Here is an 18,670-nt window from a genome sequence, read left to right as displayed (position 1 = left end):
TTATGAGAAAAGTCGTCATCACGCAGTCTAATTATATTCCGTGGAAAGGTTATTTCGATAGTATTGCTGTTGCCGATGATTTTGTGATTTATGATGATATGCAATACACCAAAAGAGATTGGCGTAACCGCAATTTGATTCAAACTTTTTCCGGAACCAAGTGGCTTACAATACCGGTAGAAGTAAAAGGTAAATTTTTTCAAAAGATAAATGAAACAAAAGTTTCAGACAATAATTGGAATAGAGAACATTGGAATCTTATTCAACAGAATTACAAGAAGGCACCTCATTTTAAAGAATATAAAGATTTTTTTGAAGAATTATATTTAAATACGAAATCTATATATTTAACAGAGATTAATATCAGATTCATTAAGGCAATCTGTGAACTTCTAGAAATTAATACCAAATTCCATTTCTCATCAGACTTTGTCTTGGAAGAAGACCGGACGGTACGATTGGTTAATATTTGTAAAAAATTAGACGCTACGGATTATTATTCTGGACCTGCAGCAAAAGCATATATGGATGAAGCTGCTTTTCAGAAACAAAATATAAACATTAATTATTTTGATTATTCGAACTATCCAGAATACAATCAATTACATGAACCGTTTGATCATGCCGTTTCTATTTTAGATTTAATTTTTAATGAAGGAACAAATGCAAAATCATTTTTAAAGTACTGTTAAATGGATAAAATAGGAAAAGAAGTCAAAGCGTATTACGATGCAAAAATCACCATTTTTGGAACAACTCCGCAAGGTGTAGATTGGAATTCTATTGAATCTCAAGAATTACGATTTGAAATGTTATCTAAAATAATAACTTCGGGAGAACATTTTTCAATCCTAGATTATGGATGTGGTTTTGGTAGTATGTTTGGTTATTTTGAAGAAAAGTTTAAAAATTTCGATTATTTAGGATACGATTTGTCCGATAAAATGATTGCAGCAGCAAATGAAAAATTCTCAAATGAAAAAGCAATATTTACCAATCAAACACCAAATCAAAAAGTAGATTATGTTATTGCGAGCGGCATTTTTAATATCAAATTAGATAATACCTCCGAAAACTGGTTGCTGTACATTCAAAATACATTGACAGAAATAAATAATTTAGCAAAGAAAGGTTTTGCTTTTAATATTTTAACCAGTTATTCAGATTTTGAATTTATGAAAGAGTATCTTTATTATGCCAATCCTTCTTATATATTTGATTTTTGTAAAAAACATTTTTCCAGAAATGTTGCATTACTGCATGATTATGATTTATATGAATTTACTATACTAGTTCGAAAATGAAATTAAAAAAAGTAATTATTTTTGGAACTGGAGATATAGCCCAATTGGCTAAATATTATTTTGATACTGATTCAAATTATGAAGTTGTAGCTTTTACTGTTGATAGTGATTTTTGTACTCAAGATACATTTGAAAACTTGCCACTGCTACCTTTTGGTCAAATTTTAAGTCATTATTCACCTGAAAATTACGAAATGTTTATTGCATTAAGTTATGCACAAATGAATAACTTAAGAGAAACAAAGTATTTCGCAGCAAAAAAAATGAACTATAAAATTGCTTCTTATATAAGTAGTAAGTGCAGTTATTTATCACAATTTCCACCAGGAGAAAATGCCTTTATTTTAGAAGATAATACAATTCAACCCTATGTGAAAATAGGTGATAATGTCACTTTGTGGAGTGGTAACCATATTGGTCATCATTCAGTTATTAAAAGTCATAACTTCATAAGTTCTCATGTTGTTATTTCAGGACATTGTACAATTGAAGAGAATTGTTTTTTAGGCGTAAATGCAACTATTGGACATCAGGTTATTATCGCAAAAGGAACACTTTTAGGAGCAGGAAGTGTGGTGACAAAAAACACAGAAGAAGATGCAATATATGTCCCTTCAAAATCAATAATGCTTACTAAAAAAAGCAACGAAGTAAAATTGTAACTTGATGTTGTGGAATAAGCTTGGAAATATATTTGATTCTTCAAAGCATAATGAAATAATTTCTCATGCTTCAAATCCTGTTGCAATAAAGCTTAAAGATAATATTTATCGCATTTTCTTTAGTACACGAAATCAGGAAAGAAAATCATCTGTAGCTTTTATTGATATAGATATTATTTCTTTAGAGGTAGTTGGCACTTTGTCAAAGATTGTCTTTAAATATGGAGCAAATGAGAGTTTTTATTCTCATGGAGTAAGTATTGGGAATTGTTATACACAAGCGGATAAAAATTTTATTCTTTTTATGGGATGGCAATTACGCGAAAATGAACATTGGAAAGGGGAAATTGGTAGATTAGAACTTTTAAATAAAAAAGATTTAATTTTAACGCCTTCTTCAGCTTTTATGAAACTCGACAAAGAAGATCCTATTAGTTTATCCTATCCTTATGTTGTTAACCACAACAATATTTACAAAATGTGGTATGGCTCTACTTTAGATTGGACTTCAGAAAATGACGAAATGATTCATGTTATAAATTATGCTACGTCAACTGATGGGGAAAACTGGAATAAGCATGGAATAGCTATTCCTTACGAAATAGGAGTAGCACAAGCCTTCTCTAAGCCTTCTGTAATAATTGATGAAAATGGCTATCATATGTGGTATTCTTATAGGAGTGGTGACGGAACTAAATATCGAATAGGATATTCATTTAGCAATGATGGCATTAATTGGGAAAGAAAGCACGATGAAGTGGGTATTGATGTTTCAGAATTAGGCTGGGACAGTGAAATGATTTGTTATCCATTTATTTTTTACCATAATGGTGAAACATATATGCTATATAATGGAAACGATTATGGCAAAACAGGATTTGGACTTGCAATATTAGAAAAATGATAGGATTCAATAAGCCTTATTTAACAGGAAACGAAACAAAATATATTACCGATGCAGTTGCGTCTGGCAAAATTTCTGGAAATGGTAAATACACGCAATTGTGTCAGCAATTTTTTGAAAACCGTTATGGCTTTGGAAAATGTTTGCTAACCACTTCGTGCACCGATGCTTTGGAAATGGCGGCTATTCTAATTGACATTCAGCCAGGTGATGAAGTGATTATGCCTTCCTATACCTTTGTTTCTACAGCGAATGCTTTTGTGTTGCGCGGTGCCAAAATAATTTTTGCTGATTCTTATGTGGATAATCCGAATATAGATGCCTCTAAAATAGAAGCTTTAATTACACCAAAAACAAAAGCGATTGTTCCAGTGCATTATGCGGGAGTAGCATGCGATATGGATTTAATTATGGAGTTGGCGACAAAATACAATTTGTTTGTGGTGGAAGATGCCGCACAAGCCATCGATAGTTTTTATACAGGTAAAGATGGTATAAAAAAAGCATTAGGTTCCATAGGGCATTTAGCGACTTTTTCATTTCATGAAACTAAAAATATTATTTCAGGCGAAGGTGGCATGTTGACTATTAACGATATGCAATTTGCAGACCGCGCTGAAATTATTTGGGAAAAAGGTACTAACCGTGCTGCTTTTTTTAGAGGAGAAATTGATAAATACGGTTGGGTTGATATAGGCTCTTCTTTTTTGCCCTCTGAAATTATAGCTGCATTTTTATGGGCACAGTTAGAATGTTTGGATATTATTCAAAAACGAAGAAAAGAGATTTGGAATATGTATTACAATGGATTAACGGATAGTAGGTTTAGTTTCACTTGCCCAAATATTCCTAAATATGCATCCAATAACGCTCACATGTTCTATATAAACTTTAAATCATTAAAAGACCGCACCCATGCTATTGAACTTTTGAAAAAAAATGGCGTAAATGCTGTTTTTCATTATTTAAGTTTGCACAAAAGTCCTTTCTACAGTGCTAAATATCATGGTAAAACTTTACCCAATGCCGATTTGTTTTCAGATACTTTGTTGCGTTTGCCTATGTTTTTTGAATTGGCAAATGATAATGTAAGTTCAATTATACATATATTAGAAAATGAATAAAATTAAAATATTATTTGTTGTTGAGGATTTCTATCAAGCTGGAGCTGAAAGATTTTGTTATGAAGTAGATAATGCTATCGATAGAAATAAATTTCAAGTGGAAATTTTATGTCTTGAAAAAATATCTGAATTGAATAAGGATTGGAATGTGCGTTACTATGAATCTTTACACAAAGAAAATGGAACTAAAATAAAGTATATTGATGAATTTTTAGTAAACCAGTCTTCATCATTTCTAATAAGAGTTTTTAATAAAATTACTAGAAATAAATTTAAAAAGATAAAACCTAAATATAACCTTGCCTTTTCGTTATTTTTTGACATGTTTGATGTTATTCACTGGATGGGTGAATATACATTTGTACATTCTCTACCAATAAGAATCAGGAAGAAAAGTTTGATTTGTACTATGACTGCAAAATTTCAAGACGCAAATATATATTCAAAATACGATTTTGAATATCCTTATAATTTTATGTCTGGATTTAAAGAAGGAGAGATAGAACATGAGTTCGGTCAATTTAAAAAAATAAAACACTTTTTTTTTCCGCTAGTAATGCATGTTTCTCAAAGGAATAGACACTGGTTCTATAAAGAAACTAAAATTTATAAAATTGGAATTTTCACTAGACTTAATTTCTATAAACCATTAGATCCTTTCTTTTATTCATTTCAGTTATTGTTAGAGATATTGCCTAATTGTGAGTTACATGTATATGGTAATGGCGATCCCGAGAAACAGGGTATGATAAATTCACTTAAGAGAATAGGTTTGCAGGATAAGGTTTTTTTTAGAGGTCATCAAGAAAGTATTTTTAAAACAGCCATAATTGAACATATTAATTTAGCTTGGTTTCAAGGCTATAATAATGATAGACCCGCAGGATATGCAGGATTTGATATTTGTTCTACAGGAACACCATTAATATGTTGGGATTTTTTTGACAAGCCAAATGATTTTTTTAATGAAACATACCCCCATTATAAAAGTTTAACAAAATTTGTAAATAAAAGCGTTGAAATATTAACAAATGAAAAAGATGCTAATTCACTTTCCGAAATTCAGTTTCAAGATATTTTAATGACTAGAGATATAACTAAACATATTAGAGATTTGGAAAACAAATATTTGTTAATTTCAAACGTAGAATAAGTTTTCCAATTAGTACAGTAAAATAAAATCGATATTTTGATCATATTTTTTGTTTAATTTTTTTTAATAAATTTTTAATTTTCGATAAAGTAAAATGACAAATAAAATTTCCATTATTGTTCCCTGTTATAATCAAGCACAGTTCTTGGATGAAGCTTTACAGTCTGTTTTAGACCAATCGTACGCAAATTGGGAATGTATCATAATTAATGATGGAAGTCCAGACTGTACAGAAATAATAGCTCAAGAATGGCTTAAAAAGGACTGTCGTTTTAGATATATTTATAAAGAAAATGGAGGTTTGAGTTCAGCCCGAAATGCTGGGATTATGGTTGCTAAAGGTGAGTACATACTGCCTTTAGATGCCGATGACAAAATTGGTACTGACTATCTAGAATTAGCTATAATAGAATTTCAGAAGGACACTTTGTTAAAAGTTGTCTATTGCAATGCCGAAAAATTTGGATACGAGTCCGGTTCTTGGAATTTACCTTCATTCAATCTGAAAAATTTAGGTCTTTTTAATATGATTTTCTGTTCGGCATTATATAGAAAAACAGAATGGGAAAGAGTTAAGGGATATGACGTTAATATGATTTATAGTCTTGAAGACTGGGAGTTTTGGATAGCAATTTTAAAAAATGGAGGAACCGTGATGCGAATAGATACTGTCGGATTCTACTATAGAATTAAAGAAAAATCGATGCTTAAAAATTTAGGAGTTGAAGAAAAGAAATATTTATTGGAATACATGAGTATTAAGCATGCTGATTTTTATGTAAAGTATTATGGATCTTTTATCTCCATTCATAATTCCTATGAGAAAATTTCTAGAGAAAATTTTCCGATAGTTAAAAACCGAAAAGTAATATGTAATTTATTCTTTCATACTTTTTTTGGTTTTAAATTATTTAAAAACAAATAATAATTTCAACTATAATATTTATAATAATGGTGCAATTTACCGTAAGTGTTTTTATGCTTACTTATAATCAGGAGTGTTTTATTGCACAAGCGATTAATGGAGTGTTAATGCAAAAGTCAAACTTTGCTTATCAGTTAGTTATTGGAGAAGATTGTAGCACAGATGATACATATAAAATCTGTGAAAATTTTGCTTTAGCATATCCTAGTAAAATAAAATTATTACCCAAGTTAGATCTTAATATTGGTTTAATAGCCAACTATATGCGTACAATAAAGGAATGTGATGGAAAGTTTATTGCTATATGTGATGGAGATGACTATTGGACAGACGTGCTGAAATTGCAGAAACAAGTTGATTTTTTAGAATTAAATCCTGACTATGCAATTGTTGGTAGTAATCTGAAAAAGTTATACGCAAATGGGGAAATGATTGCTTCAATTAATAGAGGTCGACAAGAGACTTATGAATTCGACGATTTGATATTTGCCAATTTGTTACCTTCAGTAACAGCTGTATTTAAAAACATTACAATTGAAGAGCCGCTGCCCTCTTGGATTCTAAATTTTCCATATGGTGATTGGCCTACCTACTTATGGACAATCAGAAATGGAGGTAAAATTCATTTACTAGGGGATATTACAGCAGTATACAGAATGGATATCGGAGTATCCTCAAAAATGCGTATTAAAAACTCGAATATTATTAAAGCTAACTTGCTAATTTTAGATTTTATTTTTTCAGATTTAAATTTTGCTCATAAAAAAGATATTATTAAAATTAGTATTGAACGGCTTAACGGAAACTTAATGACAAGTTACAATCGAGAGAGAAAGTATATATCGTCAATAAAATTATTATTCCAAAATTTAAGCCAAAGTCATAATAAAAGAAAAATTATAAAAATATACTTCTATTCTTTAAAGAAATCAATAAAATCAATTCTACTACGATAATAATGATAACTCTAGTATTAACCAATCGAAATCGTGACATTCGTATTATTAAAAATTGTTTAGATTCATTAGCGGATCAAAGTAATACTGATTTTGAATGGTTTTTAGTGGATTATGGTTCCAATGAGAGTCATTTAGAAGAGTTGCGAAGTCTGATACAAAATTATTCACAAATACAATTTATTACTTGCCCAACTTATGGACAACTTTGGAGTAAATGTAGAGCTATTAATATAGCTTTAAAAAAAGCGAGTTATTCCTTTTTTTTTGTGGGTGATATTGATATGATTTTTCATCCAAATTTCATGAAAAAAATAATTTCTAGTTCGGACTTTGAAAAAGTAATATATTTTAAGGTTGGATTTATTAATAAACAGGAAAGTCTTAAAGAAACAACTTTTGGCGCTTACGATATAGCTTTTACATCTGATAAAGAGGCGACTGGAATGACTCTTTATCCTACTGCGGCTTTAAAAGCAATTAATGGATTTGATGAATTTTATCAAGGATGGGGAGCTGAAGATACGGATGTGCACATTCGGATGCAAAATGCAGGCTATACATGTGAGTTTTATGATACTGAAGTTCTTGTAAAACACCAATGGCATCCTAAAACGTATCGAAGTAATTTAAGTAAACAACCTTATCATTCGTCGTTAGAAAGAATTAATCATGCCTACATGGTTCAAACTCGAAAAGCAAAAATAACGTTAGTGAATCAAAGTATGGAATGGGGAATGCCTACAGCGATAAAAGCTTATGAAGAATTAAAAAATCCAGTTGCAACCGTGCAATATACAAATTCTGTTGTAACAATAAAAGCATTGTTGGCTCAATTTAAGAATTTTAAAAACCAGGTCGTTAAAATAAAAATTAAAGAAGAGCATAAAAAGGAAGTTTTTAAAAACACATTAAAACGTTTTGTCAGAAAAAAGCACGATACGTTCTACAGTATGGAAGTTGTAAATAATTTGATTTTAGAGGAAATCATTACTAATTTCCGAAACTGTCCTTATGATTACTCGTTTGATAGACATACAAATCAAATAAGTGTTATTATAAATTTCACAGCATGAAAATTTTAATGGTATCAATACCAAGTCTTCATTTTTTCCGATGGACCGAACAACTGCAGGATTCGGGTCATGAAGTGTACTGGTTTGATATCAGCGGCATGAGTCAAACTGTGGAGAGAATAAATTGGGTGCAACAAAAAGTAAATTGGAAACTGAAGCGGAATTATGCAGGAAGAACTTTTATAAAAAAGCGATTTCCTAGATTGTATAAATTTTTACAAAAGCATAATGAGTACGATACAGCAAAGAAGTTTGAAGAATATTTATTAGAAGTTCAACCAGATGTAGTGCATAGTTTTGCCTTACACTTAGCTTGTTCGCCAATAGCAGAAGTAATGAAAAGAAGTACTAGTGTAAAATGGATTTATTCTTCTTGGGGTAGCGATTTATATGCACGAAAAAATACACTACTCGGAAAACGGGTCATAAGCGATACGCTTCCATTTATCGATTATATTTTTACAGATTGTAAAAGAGATTATGAAATAGCAAAAGAATTTGGATTCAGAGGAAAATTGCTTGGTATTTTTCCTGGTGGTGGTGGTTTTAATTTAAAACTAATTCAAACCTTATCTACTCCACATAATCAAAGAAAATTAATAGTAGTAAAAGGTTATCAAGATGTACATGGCGACTGTATAAGTGTATTGGAAATATTAGCTTTAATGAAAAAACAATTAGCAGGTTATGAAATTGTTGTCTTTGGTGCAAACGATGAAGTCATAAAGCATGTAAATAATGAAAAAAAATATACAGGTCTTAATCTTTTAATTAAACAAAGATTGCCACATAAAAATGTTCTGGAACTAATGGGAAAAGCCAAGATCTACATTGGTTATAGCCAATCGGATGGAATGCCTAACACTTTGCTAGAAGCAATTTGTTGTGGTTGCTTACCTTTACAATCAAATCCTGGAGGAGCTACTTCTGAAATTATTACAGATGGGTTTAATGGACTTTTGCTGGACAAACGAAACATGCAATTACAAATTTTAAAAGCTTTAAAAAAAGAAAACTATTGTGAAGGATTAAAATATAATAAAGAAATTTTAAGTCCTTTACTATCATTTGATTTTTTAAAAAATAAAGTTTTAAAAGCATATAATGAGATAAAAATATTCGCATGAAAATATTTCCACCAGAATTAGAGATTGTGGGTGATAAAGTTATTTTAAGGTCTAAATTTGAGACTAATCATTATTCGGATATATTATGGTATGAGTTTGACATGCAATTAAAAGACGATATTGTCTTCGAACAGTCAGATGCGTTTGTAGTAGGTCTATTGTTATTAGCTTTAAAATTGGGAGAAGATATTTATGTGGTAGGTACGATTTCCGCACGTTTGAAATATCAGCTAAACCATTATTTAATACCTGCATTATGTCTTGCATTTAAAGAATTTGTAACAATAAAAATTTACGCTGAACACGAAAATGAGCAGATTGTTTCTAAACATTCTGCTCAAGCGGCTACAGGTATTTCATGTGGTATTGATTCTTTCGCTACTCTTATTGAACATGCTTATATTAAGACAGACTTGAAAATTGCTTATTTGACCTATCTCAATGCCGGTTCGCACAGCGATTATGGAGGAAAATATGGGAGAAATGTATTCAAAATGCGCTCGCAAAGAATATCTCGTTTTGCAAAAGAAATAAAATTGCCTTTAGTTAAAGTAGATACCAACCTTAGTGATTTGTTGAAAATGAAATTTGTATCAACGCACACTTTAAGAAATATGTCGTGTATTTTAAACCTTCAGAAATCTATTAAAACCTATTATTACGCGTCAGCTTTTCGTTTTGATACATTTGAAATTAACAATCTCATTTCAGATAAATATGATTTATTAACGCTCCAAATGATTAGTACGGAATCTACTAAGTTTTATTCTAGTTTATCGGATAAAACTCGGGAAGAAAGAACAAGTCTGGTTTCTAATTATCGGTATGCGTTTGATTATTTAGACGTTTGTGTCGATCCTACCAACGCGAAGGGAAAAATTAATTGTTCTAAATGCGAAAAGTGTATGAGAACGCAGGTTACATTAGATGTTCTAGGAAGGTTGGAAGATTTTAATAAAGTTTTTAATAATGAATTTTATATATTAAACAAAAGCAAATACATCGGAAAGTTACTTGCAAACAAAAACAATAGTTTAGTAGATAAAAATGTTTTGTCATTTTTAATTGAAAATGATTTTAGAATAACTGCTAGTCATCAACTAGAGCGTTATATATACAATTATATTCGCTGGAAAAATAGTTTAAAAGCTAAATTAAAAAAATATCTAAGCAAATAATGATTAGTAACGGAATTTTAAACTACAATACTAAATTATGAAAAAAACAGCCATCATACCCTTGCGCAAAGGTTCAAAAGGAATTCCTAAAAAAAACAAGAAAAAAATGCTCGGACGACCTCTGTTTTCATGGGTTTTGTCCGCTGCTGTTTTTTCTGATTTAGAGGAGGTTATTGTTTTTACAGATGATGTTGAAATTTTAGAGTATATTCAGAAAGAGTACACATGGACATCAAAAGTAAAAGGACTATTAAGAAGTGATGCGAATGCAGATGATAGTGCTTCGACAGAAAGTGCAATGTTAGAATGTGCGGAACTAATCAATTATGAGTTCGATGTTTTCTGTTTATTACAAGCTACTTCACCGCTTACGAGGTCTGAAGACATCAATAATGCTTTGCAAAAAATTACAGACGAAAATAAAACATCTGTTTTAAGTGTAGTTAAAACCCACCGCTTTATTTGGAATCAAGACGGTACAGCCCAAAATTACGATGTATTTAACCGCCCTAGAAGGCAGGATTTTAAAGGACTACTCATTGAAAATGGTGCTATTTATGCATCAACAAAAGAGGCCTTTCTGAATTCTAAAAATCGTGTAAGCAATACAATAGGGTTGATTGAAATGCCTGAGGAAACGTTAATGGAAATAGATAGTATGAGCGACTGGAGCATCGTAGAGCAACTTTTGGCTACCCGACAAAAAAATATAAAAAAGCAAACTCGCCTTGACTATTTAGTGCTGGATGTTGATGGTGTTTTTACAGATGGAGGTGTTCATTATGATTCTAATGGAGAGCTTACTAAAAAATTCGATATGAGAGACGGTATGGGATTAGAAATTCTACGTCAAAATGAGGTAGAAGTCGTTGTTATTACCTCTGAAAAATCTAGACTTGTACAGAAACGAATGGAGAAATTACAGATTCAACATGTGTTTTTAGGAGTGAAGGATAAATATTCTTTTATGCAGCATTTTATACAGCAACAGCAAACGAGCTGGTCAAATTTAGCTTACGTAGGAGACGACGTAAACGATTTAGCTTGCTTGTGTACCGTAGGATGGTCTTTTGCGCCTGCAAATGCAACTCAAATCGTAAAACAGCATGTTGACTTTGTATTGACAAGTAGCTCTGGTAGCGGGGCAATACGAGAAATCTCCGAATGGATTATGAAATACAATAATCGATTTTAATACTTTTAATTTAACTTATCTACCGGCACTAGACAGAACCTGCAGTTTCAATAATTTTTTGTTTACTTTGCGTTAATAAATAAAATCATGACACACTATAAAAAACCTTATGTTATTGCCGAAATCGGTTGCAATCACAAAGGAGAGATAAGCCTGGCAAAGGAACTCATTAAGATTGCAAAAATATTTTGTAATGCGGATGCAGTTAAATTTCAGAAGAGGAATAATGTTGAGCTACTGACTGAAGAACAATACAATGCTCCTCATCCAAATCCTTCAAATTCTTACGGTGATACTTACGGTGCTCATCGCGAGTATCTAGAATTTAACGTAGATCAGCATGCTGAATTAAAGGCGTATTGTGAAGAACTGGGTATTGTGTATTCCACGTCGGTTTGGGATACTACTTCAGCTCAAGAAATGGCGTCATTGAACCCCGAATTTATTAAAATCCCATCGGCTTGTAACAATAATTTTGAAATGTTATCATGGTTGTGTACCAACTATCCAGGAGAAATCCATATTTCGACGGGAATGACCACTAAAGATGAAATCGATGAATTAGTTGCTTTTTTTGAATCCAAAGGAAGGAATAAGGATTTAGTATTGTACAACTGTACTTCGGGTTATCCCGTTCCTTTTACAGATGTGTGTTTACTGGATATTAACTTATTGATACAAAAATATGGAAATAAAGTAAAACACATTGGTTTTTCAGGACATCACTTGGGAATTGCTGTGGATGTAGCTGCTTATACTTTGGGTGCAAATATAGTGGAGCGACACTATACATTAGACCGTACTTGGAAAGGCACCGATCATGCGGCTTCGCTAGAACCAGAAGGATTGCGTAAGCTTTCTCGCGATTTAAAAGCGGTTTATCAAGCTTTACAATTTAAAAATCAAGATATTTTACCCATTGAGCAAGTGCAGCGCGACAAGTTGAAAAATAAAAAAGTATAATATGTTTCAGGATCGGATCCGTCTATTTTGGTGGAATGAAAAAATAATTCAAGGCAAAACGAAAGAAAATTATGGGGATGCGTTGGGAAGGTATTTAGTGCAGAAAATATCTGGTAGAAAAATTGTTTTTGCATGGCCAAAAAAGTTTTCTTTCTTAGATTGGTCTCAACCTATCTATGTGACAATAGGAAGTATTATCCATCATGTAAACGACAAATGTATTGTTTGGGGAAGCGGTATCATTAATCAAGAGATTAAAATTAAAAAAGCCAAATTTGCTGCGGTTCGAGGACCACAGACTAGGGCTTATCTGATGAAATCTGGTTATCAAGTTCCTGAGGTTTACGGGGATCCTGCACTATTAATGCCACAATTTTTTAAACCACGAGTTGATAAAAAATTCAAGTATGGCATTGTACCGCATTATAATGACTATTCAATAGTTGCCGATTGGTTTAAAGATCAACCAGATGTCCATTTAATAGACCTGATGACAAATGATATTGAAGCAAAAACAATCGAATTTTTGCAATGCAAATCTATAATTTCTTCTTCGTTGCACGGCATCATTATTGCACATGCGTACGGAATTCCAGCAGTCTGGCAGAAATTTTCCGATAAAGTTTTTGGAGATGATATTAAATACCAAGATTATATGGAATCTGTGGGACTTCAATTTTACAGACCAGAAGTAAAATTGACTCGTTTTACAGAAGAGCAAATGGAAAACTTATTCAAAAAATACCCTAACTTGCCTAAACAAGAACGATTGATGGAACTGTGTGAAGGTTTAATGCGTGCGTGTCCATTTAAATTATGAAGCAAGATATGAGTAAAAAAGCTTTTGTATTTTTGCCTGATGGCGTCGGATTGCGGAATTTTGCACTGACAAATTTTAATGCAATTGGAACTGCAATGGGTTTTGAAATTTGTTATTGGAATAATACCCCTTTTCAAATTAAATCCGAATTGGGTTTTGAAGAATTGAAAATCGAAAATCAAGAAATACATCCGATGACTACAGTGTATACACGTGCTCGAAAGAGATGCGAGCTGAATGTTTTTGATAAAAAATTCAACGAGACGGTCTACAACACTTATAATTTCCCACAGTCCTACAAAGGAATTAAAAATGCCTTTAAAAGTCTTTACGTGGATTTTTTAGTAGCCACAAAATCGAATGAGGAGGGAGTTAATTCCATTAGAACTCAAATTAAAAATTTAGAACGTTCTACTTCTAAATATGATTACTGTAAAAAGCAACTAGAAGAAAGCCGTCCAGAAGTAATTTTTTGCACCAACCCAAGACCTTCGCAAGCAATTGCACCGATTTTAGCCGCTCAAGATTTAGGAATTCCTACCGTTTCCTTCATTTTTTCGTGGGATAATTTGCCTAAAGCCACTACTTTAATTGAGCCTGATTTTTATTTTGTGTGGAGTGATTACATGAAAAACGAATTATTGAAATATTGTCCTTATGTCAAATCAGAACAGGTATTTGTCACAGGTACGCCGCAATTTGAAAGTCATTTTGACACAAGCTTATTGCAAACTAAAGCAGATTTTTATAAAACGCACAATTTAGAAACCCATAAAAAATACATTTGCTTTTCGGGAGATGATACGACCACTTCACCTTTAGATCAGTATTATTTAGAAGATTTAGCACTTTCTGTTCGTGAATTAAATAAACAAGATTATAATTTAGGAATTATTTATCGGAAATGTCCAGTAGACTTTACAGGTCGGTATGATACCATATTGGCAAAATATAAAGATGTAATTGTTTCCATTGATCCTTTATGGCGCCCCATAGGTAAAAGTTGGAATGAAATTATGCCTACTAAAGATGATTTTGCTTTACAAGCTAATATTTGCCATCATACCGAATTTGTTGGAAATATTGCTTCTTCAATGGTGTTTGATTTTGTTGCACATAATAAATCGTGTTTATTTTTTGATTATGAACAACCGCAACTCGCGAAAGGAATTCGAGATATTGGACAAAATTATAAATACATCCACTTTCGTTCTATGCCGTCAAAAGACGCTGCACTTTTCGTACAGAATAAAAAGGAGCTGACAAGTATAGTTAAGTCAATTTTAGATGGAAAAAAGACTAACGTACCTGTAGGTAAAAAATGGTTTGATGTGATTGTGGGAAGTGAGCCGACAAAGGCATCAGAGAAGATTTGGAATGCTATCAGTAAAATTATAACCTAATGCATATCGCTTTTCTAATTCCCGAGTACCCCCATCCCAAAGTGAACCATTCTGCGGGTTTAGGAAACAGTATTAAAAATTTAGCAGAGGCTTTAGTATCTAAAGGAGTACAGGTTACGCTGTTTATCTATGGTCAGTCCAAAGCAGCAGTTTTTCAAGAAAAAGAAATTACTTATCACTTTATTGAAAACAAAAGCTATCGTTTGGGCAAGTGGTTTTTTTACAGAAAACATATTCAAAATTATTGCAACAAAGTTATTGAAGCTGATAAAATTGATGTAATTGAAGCCGCAGACTGGACTGGTGTAACCGCCTTTATGAATTTTAAAGTTCCTTTAGTGATTCGATTTCATGGAAGCGATACTTATTTTTGTCATCTTGAAAAACGGAAGCAGAAGTGGAAGAATCGTTTTTATGAAACCTTAGCTGTGCGAAATGCGCAGGGTTATGTTGCACCGACAAAATTTGCGGGAGAAGTTTCGGCTAAGTTATTTGGACTCTCATCTGCTAAAATAAAAACGGTACATAACGGATTGAATTTAAAGCGCTTTCAGAACGATTCACCACTCCAATTTGAAAAAGGGTTGTTGCTTTACATAGGAACTATTATACGCAAAAAAGGAGTTTTTGAATTGCCAATCATTTTTGAAAAGGTATTAAAAGAGATGCCAGAAGTTAAATTGGTTTTAATTGGTGGAGATTCGGCGGATATTCAAACTGGTTCTAATTCCACCTGGAGTTTAGTCCAACAACAATTTTCAAAAGAAGCTTTACTTTGTGTCACCTATTTGGGTAAAATCCCCTATTCCGATGTGCAAGCCTATATAAAAAATTCAAACGTTTGCCTATTTCCCACTTATGCTGAAACATTAGGCATGGTAACCATTGAGGCCATGGCTATGCAAAAACCGGTTGTAAACAGTGACTTTGGTTGGGCTCAAGAATTAATGGAAGACGGTAAAAGTGGTTTTTTAGTACATCCTTCGAATCATGAGGAGTATGCAAATAGAATCATATCCGTACTACAAAATGACACTTTATCGGTAAAGATAGGAATGGAAGCGCTTGACTTTGTTAAGCAAAATTTTGATATTCAAAAAATAGTACAGCAAAATATTATTTTTTATAAAAATCTAATTTAACTATCATGATTTTACTAATGCATAACTTCAAGGAAGTAACATCTATAATTTTAGATGATACTTCAATTCCATTTAATTCCCGTTTATCAATAGCGAAAAATGTATATACCTTAGCATTACAATTTCCGAATAAAATTATTATTTGGAGTCATGAAGATGTAGGTTCGATTATAGATTTGGATTATTGTAGTAGTATATTTGAATCAGGACGAAGTATGCGGTCTTATAATCCAATCAAAAATTATTTAACTGATACTATCGGTTATGTTGAGGATAGCCCTTTTATCAACGTTTCTAAAAAAGTAATTTATCCCACTTGGCAAATGAGTAGTTTAGTAGGAGGGATTAAAGCAACTGTTATACTTCAAACAGATGAAAGGAGTTGGGACGCGACTGATTTTGATTATTGTTTAAATAGTATTGCAAAGATATACCAACCTCTAGGCTTATTTTGTTATTCCGACCCTAAGCTACTTAAAGCAACTACGAAGTTAGTTCTTCCAAAAGCAAATTTCAATCAACTATTTAAATTTGTGAAGCAACATTATAAAGTAATATGGGTGTACTTGTTGTTATTAAATATACTGTTACATGATAAAAAAGTACCTTTTTTTTCTGTGTTGAACACATTCTTCGTTAAAAAGCATTCCGTTAATAATGTTGCTTGTGATTTTAAGTCGGAAAAAATAAAGTCAGATGTAAGTAAAGAAACTATCGACGTAATTATACCAACGATAGGAAGAAAGCAGTATTTACACGATGTTTTACTTGATTTGAAGGCACAATTGCATCTTCCTGTTCGGGTAATCATCGTTGAGCAAAATCCTTTACTGGACTCCGTATCCGAATTGGACTATATTGAAAATGAAAATTGGCCCTTTGAAATCAAACATATCTTTACTCACCGGGCAGGTGCTTGTAACGCTCGTAATTTAGCACTAGAAGAAGTTAAAAGTAAATGGTTTTTTTTAAATGATGATGACAATCGTTTTGAATCTACATTAATAAGGGACGCTTTACAGTATTTGCTTCATTATAAATTTAAATGTATTACGACCTTTTATCCGCAAAAAAAGGAAAAAATGAAAAGCAGTTTATTGAATCAATCGGCGATTTTTGGTTCAGGAAATGCGTTTTTAGATGCTCGTTGCTTGAATGATGTTCAGTTTAGCAATGCGTTAGAGTTTGGATATGGTGAAGATAGTGATTTTGGAATGCAGTTAAGGAATGTGGGTATAGATGTAATATACGTTCCTAAATTGGTTATTGTACATTTAAAAGCTCCCATAGGTGGCTTTAGGACAAAACCAGTTTTAAAATGGAGTAAAGAAATAATCCAACCTAAACCTTCTCCTACAATAATGTTGTATAAAATGAAGCACAATACGACACAACAAATCTTAGGATACAAATCTGTACTTTTTTTTAAATATTATAAAGCACAAAAAATAAAAAATCCATTTCGCTATTACGAAATGTTTCAAAAGCAGTGGAAGCAAAGTGTCTTTTGGGCGACCGAATTAAATAAAGTAAAATGAAACTAACCCTTATCATTTGTACCTATAAACGTTCGAAAGTAATAACAGATCTGCTTGATTCGGTAGTACAACAAACGCTGTATCCCGATGAGGTATTAATTGTTGATGGTTCACCTGATGATTTAACTAAAGAAGTTCTAGCCGCGAAATCCTACAAGAATCTAGTGTATTTTAAAGTAGACCCTGAAGACAGGGGATTAACGAAACAACGTAATTTCGGAATAGAGCGAGTCAATTCTACTACTGAAATTATTGGGTTTTTGGATGATGACACTGTTTTAGATACCCATTATTTTGAAAATTTACTAGAAACTTATAGTTTGCATCCCAAAGCCTTAGGAGTAGGCGGTTATATCAATAACGAGGTGCAGTGGCAGAAAGTTGAGGATAACTACAAACCCAGCCTAAATGAATTTTTTTACGACGGCTACAAACGCAAAGACGGCAGTCGATTTGTAATTCGGAAAAAGTTACATTTGGATTCGGATTGTGCCCCAGGATGGTCTTCTAATTATTCGCACGGCCGCAGTATAGGCTTTTTACCGCCTTCCGGAAAAATATATGAGGTAGAACAACTCATGGGAGGGGTTTCCTCGTTTAAAAAAGAAGTTTTTGAGACGTTGCAATTCGCTGCTTATTTTGAAGGATATGGATTGTACGAAGACGCCGATTTTACAATTCGGGTCGCAAAAATGGGCAAACTTTTTGTAAATACAAGTGCCCAATTGAGCCATTACCACGATCCCGCCGGACGGCCAAATAAATTTCAATACGGAAAAATGGTAGTGCGCAACGGTTGGTATGTTTGGAGAGTTAAAAATCCAAGTCCTAATTTTAAAGATCGCTGTAAATGGCATGCCGTAACGGTACTATTGATTAGTATTCGCGCGACAAATATCATTACTTCTGCTGATAAAAAGCAAGCATTAACGGAAACTGCTGGAAGAATTGTGGGTTGGTGTAGTTTAGCATTTAATACGCCGAAGTAAAATGCATAAATTAAGTTCCTTAAAATGACAATACAGTCAACTAAATAATTATTTTAGTACGGGTCAAACTCAAATTAGCTACATACCTGGTCTATGCCAGAGGTATGCCACAAGTATGGATAGTGTATGAGTAATGTATGAAAAATATTATGTAAAACAGAAAATAATAGGGTCTGCTGGTGAGAGGGAAGAAGTTTGCTTTGTCTGTAAC

Annotated in this window: 18 protein-coding genes; all 18 read left to right on the top strand. The window is 32.3% G+C overall.

Features of this window, described 5'->3' with window-relative positions:
• The first annotated feature begins 2 nt into the window (after window positions 1-2).
• The 18 genes from YWA_RS0113685 to YWA_RS0113600 all read left to right on the top strand — a co-directional run bounded on the left by YWA_RS0113685 (window position 3) and on the right by YWA_RS0113600 (window position 18,459).
• Window positions 3-692: a WbqC family protein gene (locus tag YWA_RS0113685; RefSeq protein WP_022829085.1), complete on the top strand. Its 690-nt coding sequence runs from the start codon at window positions 3-5 to the stop codon at window positions 690-692.
• Window positions 693-1,304 (top strand): class I SAM-dependent methyltransferase, encoded by a 612-nt coding sequence (locus YWA_RS0113680; RefSeq protein ID WP_022829084.1) that lies wholly within the window; start codon window positions 693-695, stop codon window positions 1,302-1,304.
• The gene (locus YWA_RS0113675; RefSeq protein ID WP_022829083.1) at window positions 1,301-1,966 is read left to right on the top strand and encodes an acetyltransferase; all 666 of its coding nucleotides are present in this window, start codon (window positions 1,301-1,303) and stop codon (window positions 1,964-1,966) included. The genes YWA_RS0113680 and YWA_RS0113675 overlap by 4 nt, the downstream gene beginning before the upstream one ends.
• Window positions 1,967-1,970: 4 nt before the next feature.
• On the top strand, window positions 1,971-2,870 hold the full coding sequence (locus YWA_RS0113670; protein ID WP_022829082.1) for a glycoside hydrolase family protein: 900 nt from the start codon (window positions 1,971-1,973) through the stop codon (window positions 2,868-2,870).
• A complete protein-coding gene (rffA, locus tag YWA_RS0113665; RefSeq protein ID WP_022829081.1) occupies window positions 2,867-3,994 on the top strand; it encodes a dTDP-4-amino-4,6-dideoxygalactose transaminase in 1,128 nt (375 codons plus the stop codon). The genes YWA_RS0113670 and rffA overlap by 4 nt, the downstream gene beginning before the upstream one ends.
• Window positions 3,987-5,147: a glycosyltransferase family protein gene (locus YWA_RS0113660; protein ID WP_022829080.1), complete on the top strand. Its 1,161-nt coding sequence runs from the start codon at window positions 3,987-3,989 to the stop codon at window positions 5,145-5,147. The genes rffA and YWA_RS0113660 overlap by 8 nt, the downstream gene beginning before the upstream one ends.
• Window positions 5,148-5,241: 94 nt before the next feature.
• Window positions 5,242-6,072 carry a glycosyltransferase family 2 protein gene (locus tag YWA_RS0113655; protein ID WP_022829079.1) on the top strand — a complete coding sequence of 277 codons (831 nt, stop codon included), beginning with the start codon at window positions 5,242-5,244 and terminating at the stop codon, window positions 6,070-6,072.
• 26 nt (window positions 6,073-6,098) lie between these two features.
• Window positions 6,099-7,028, top strand: coding sequence for a glycosyltransferase (locus tag YWA_RS0113650; protein ID WP_022829078.1), 930 nt, complete (start codon window positions 6,099-6,101; stop codon window positions 7,026-7,028).
• 2 nt (window positions 7,029-7,030) lie between these two features.
• Complete coding sequence (locus YWA_RS0113645; RefSeq protein WP_022829077.1) at window positions 7,031-8,104, top strand: glycosyltransferase family 2 protein; 1,074 nt, start codon at window positions 7,031-7,033, stop codon at window positions 8,102-8,104.
• Window positions 8,101-9,231: a glycosyltransferase gene (locus YWA_RS0113640; protein WP_022829076.1), complete on the top strand. Its 1,131-nt coding sequence runs from the start codon at window positions 8,101-8,103 to the stop codon at window positions 9,229-9,231. The genes YWA_RS0113645 and YWA_RS0113640 overlap by 4 nt, the downstream gene beginning before the upstream one ends.
• Complete coding sequence (locus YWA_RS0113635; protein ID WP_022829075.1) at window positions 9,228-10,409, top strand: hypothetical protein; 1,182 nt, start codon at window positions 9,228-9,230, stop codon at window positions 10,407-10,409. The genes YWA_RS0113640 and YWA_RS0113635 overlap by 4 nt, the downstream gene beginning before the upstream one ends.
• 37 nt (window positions 10,410-10,446) lie before the next feature.
• Window positions 10,447-11,604 carry an acylneuraminate cytidylyltransferase gene (locus YWA_RS0113630; protein ID WP_022829074.1) on the top strand — a complete coding sequence of 386 codons (1,158 nt, stop codon included), beginning with the start codon at window positions 10,447-10,449 and terminating at the stop codon, window positions 11,602-11,604.
• A gap of 87 nt (window positions 11,605-11,691) precedes the next feature.
• Complete coding sequence (locus YWA_RS0113625) at window positions 11,692-12,567, top strand: N-acetylneuraminate synthase family protein (protein ID WP_022829073.1); 876 nt, start codon at window positions 11,692-11,694, stop codon at window positions 12,565-12,567.
• Between the two features lies 1 nt (window position 12,568).
• Window positions 12,569-13,387: a polysaccharide pyruvyl transferase family protein gene (locus tag YWA_RS0113620; protein WP_022829072.1), complete on the top strand. Its 819-nt coding sequence runs from the start codon at window positions 12,569-12,571 to the stop codon at window positions 13,385-13,387.
• Between the two features lie 8 nt (window positions 13,388-13,395).
• On the top strand, window positions 13,396-14,790 hold the full coding sequence (locus tag YWA_RS0113615) for a glycosyltransferase family protein (RefSeq protein ID WP_026718814.1): 1,395 nt from the start codon (window positions 13,396-13,398) through the stop codon (window positions 14,788-14,790).
• Entirely contained in the window at window positions 14,790-15,932 is a 1,143-nt protein-coding gene (locus tag YWA_RS0113610; RefSeq protein ID WP_022829070.1) for a glycosyltransferase family 4 protein, read from the top strand. The genes YWA_RS0113615 and YWA_RS0113610 overlap by 1 nt, the downstream gene beginning before the upstream one ends.
• 5 nt (window positions 15,933-15,937) lie before the next feature.
• Window positions 15,938-17,470: a glycosyltransferase family 2 protein gene (locus YWA_RS0113605; protein ID WP_022829069.1), complete on the top strand. Its 1,533-nt coding sequence runs from the start codon at window positions 15,938-15,940 to the stop codon at window positions 17,468-17,470.
• Window positions 17,467-18,459, top strand: coding sequence for a glycosyltransferase family 2 protein (locus YWA_RS0113600; RefSeq protein ID WP_022829068.1), 993 nt, complete (start codon window positions 17,467-17,469; stop codon window positions 18,457-18,459). Before YWA_RS0113605 ends, YWA_RS0113600 begins: the two co-directional genes overlap by 4 nt.
• The last annotated feature ends 211 nt before the right edge of the window (window positions 18,460-18,670 follow it).

The sequence above is a fragment of the Flavobacterium antarcticum DSM 19726 genome, assembly GCF_000419685.1.
Classification (GTDB): domain Bacteria; phylum Bacteroidota; class Bacteroidia; order Flavobacteriales; family Flavobacteriaceae; genus Flavobacterium; species Flavobacterium antarcticum.
Note: the sequence above shows the minus strand (reverse complement) of the source record. Positions and strands in the feature narration are given on the sequence as shown.

Bases quoted from the DNA above. Each gene is read 5' to 3' on its own strand.
- YWA_RS0113615 (WP_026718814.1), top strand. From the start codon at position 13,396: ATGAGTAAAAAAGCTTTTGTATTTTTGCCTGATGGCGTCGGATTGCGG.
- YWA_RS0113675 (WP_022829083.1), top strand. From the start codon at position 1,301: ATGAAATTAAAAAAAGTAATTATTTTTGGAACTGGAGATATAGCCCAA.
- rffA (WP_022829081.1), top strand. From the start codon at position 2,867: ATGATAGGATTCAATAAGCCTTATTTAACAGGAAACGAAACAAAATAT.
- YWA_RS0113605 (WP_022829069.1), top strand. From the start codon at position 15,938: ATGATTTTACTAATGCATAACTTCAAGGAAGTAACATCTATAATTTTA.
- YWA_RS0113625 (WP_022829073.1), top strand. From the start codon at position 11,692: ATGACACACTATAAAAAACCTTATGTTATTGCCGAAATCGGTTGCAAT.
- YWA_RS0113655 (WP_022829079.1), top strand. From the start codon at position 5,242: ATGACAAATAAAATTTCCATTATTGTTCCCTGTTATAATCAAGCACAG.
- YWA_RS0113670 (WP_022829082.1), top strand. From the start codon at position 1,971: ATGTTGTGGAATAAGCTTGGAAATATATTTGATTCTTCAAAGCATAAT.
- YWA_RS0113680 (WP_022829084.1), top strand. From the start codon at position 693: ATGGATAAAATAGGAAAAGAAGTCAAAGCGTATTACGATGCAAAAATC.
- YWA_RS0113600 (WP_022829068.1), top strand. From the start codon at position 17,467: ATGAAACTAACCCTTATCATTTGTACCTATAAACGTTCGAAAGTAATA.
- YWA_RS0113640 (WP_022829076.1), top strand. From the start codon at position 8,101: ATGAAAATTTTAATGGTATCAATACCAAGTCTTCATTTTTTCCGATGG.
- YWA_RS0113635 (WP_022829075.1), top strand. From the start codon at position 9,228: ATGAAAATATTTCCACCAGAATTAGAGATTGTGGGTGATAAAGTTATT.
- YWA_RS0113610 (WP_022829070.1), top strand. From the start codon at position 14,790: ATGCATATCGCTTTTCTAATTCCCGAGTACCCCCATCCCAAAGTGAAC.
- YWA_RS0113630 (WP_022829074.1), top strand. From the start codon at position 10,447: ATGAAAAAAACAGCCATCATACCCTTGCGCAAAGGTTCAAAAGGAATT.
- YWA_RS0113660 (WP_022829080.1), top strand. From the start codon at position 3,987: ATGAATAAAATTAAAATATTATTTGTTGTTGAGGATTTCTATCAAGCT.
- YWA_RS0113645 (WP_022829077.1), top strand. From the start codon at position 7,031: ATGATAACTCTAGTATTAACCAATCGAAATCGTGACATTCGTATTATT.
- YWA_RS0113620 (WP_022829072.1), top strand. From the start codon at position 12,569: ATGTTTCAGGATCGGATCCGTCTATTTTGGTGGAATGAAAAAATAATT.
- YWA_RS0113650 (WP_022829078.1), top strand. From the start codon at position 6,099: ATGGTGCAATTTACCGTAAGTGTTTTTATGCTTACTTATAATCAGGAG.
- YWA_RS0113685 (WP_022829085.1), top strand. From the start codon at position 3: ATGAGAAAAGTCGTCATCACGCAGTCTAATTATATTCCGTGGAAAGGT.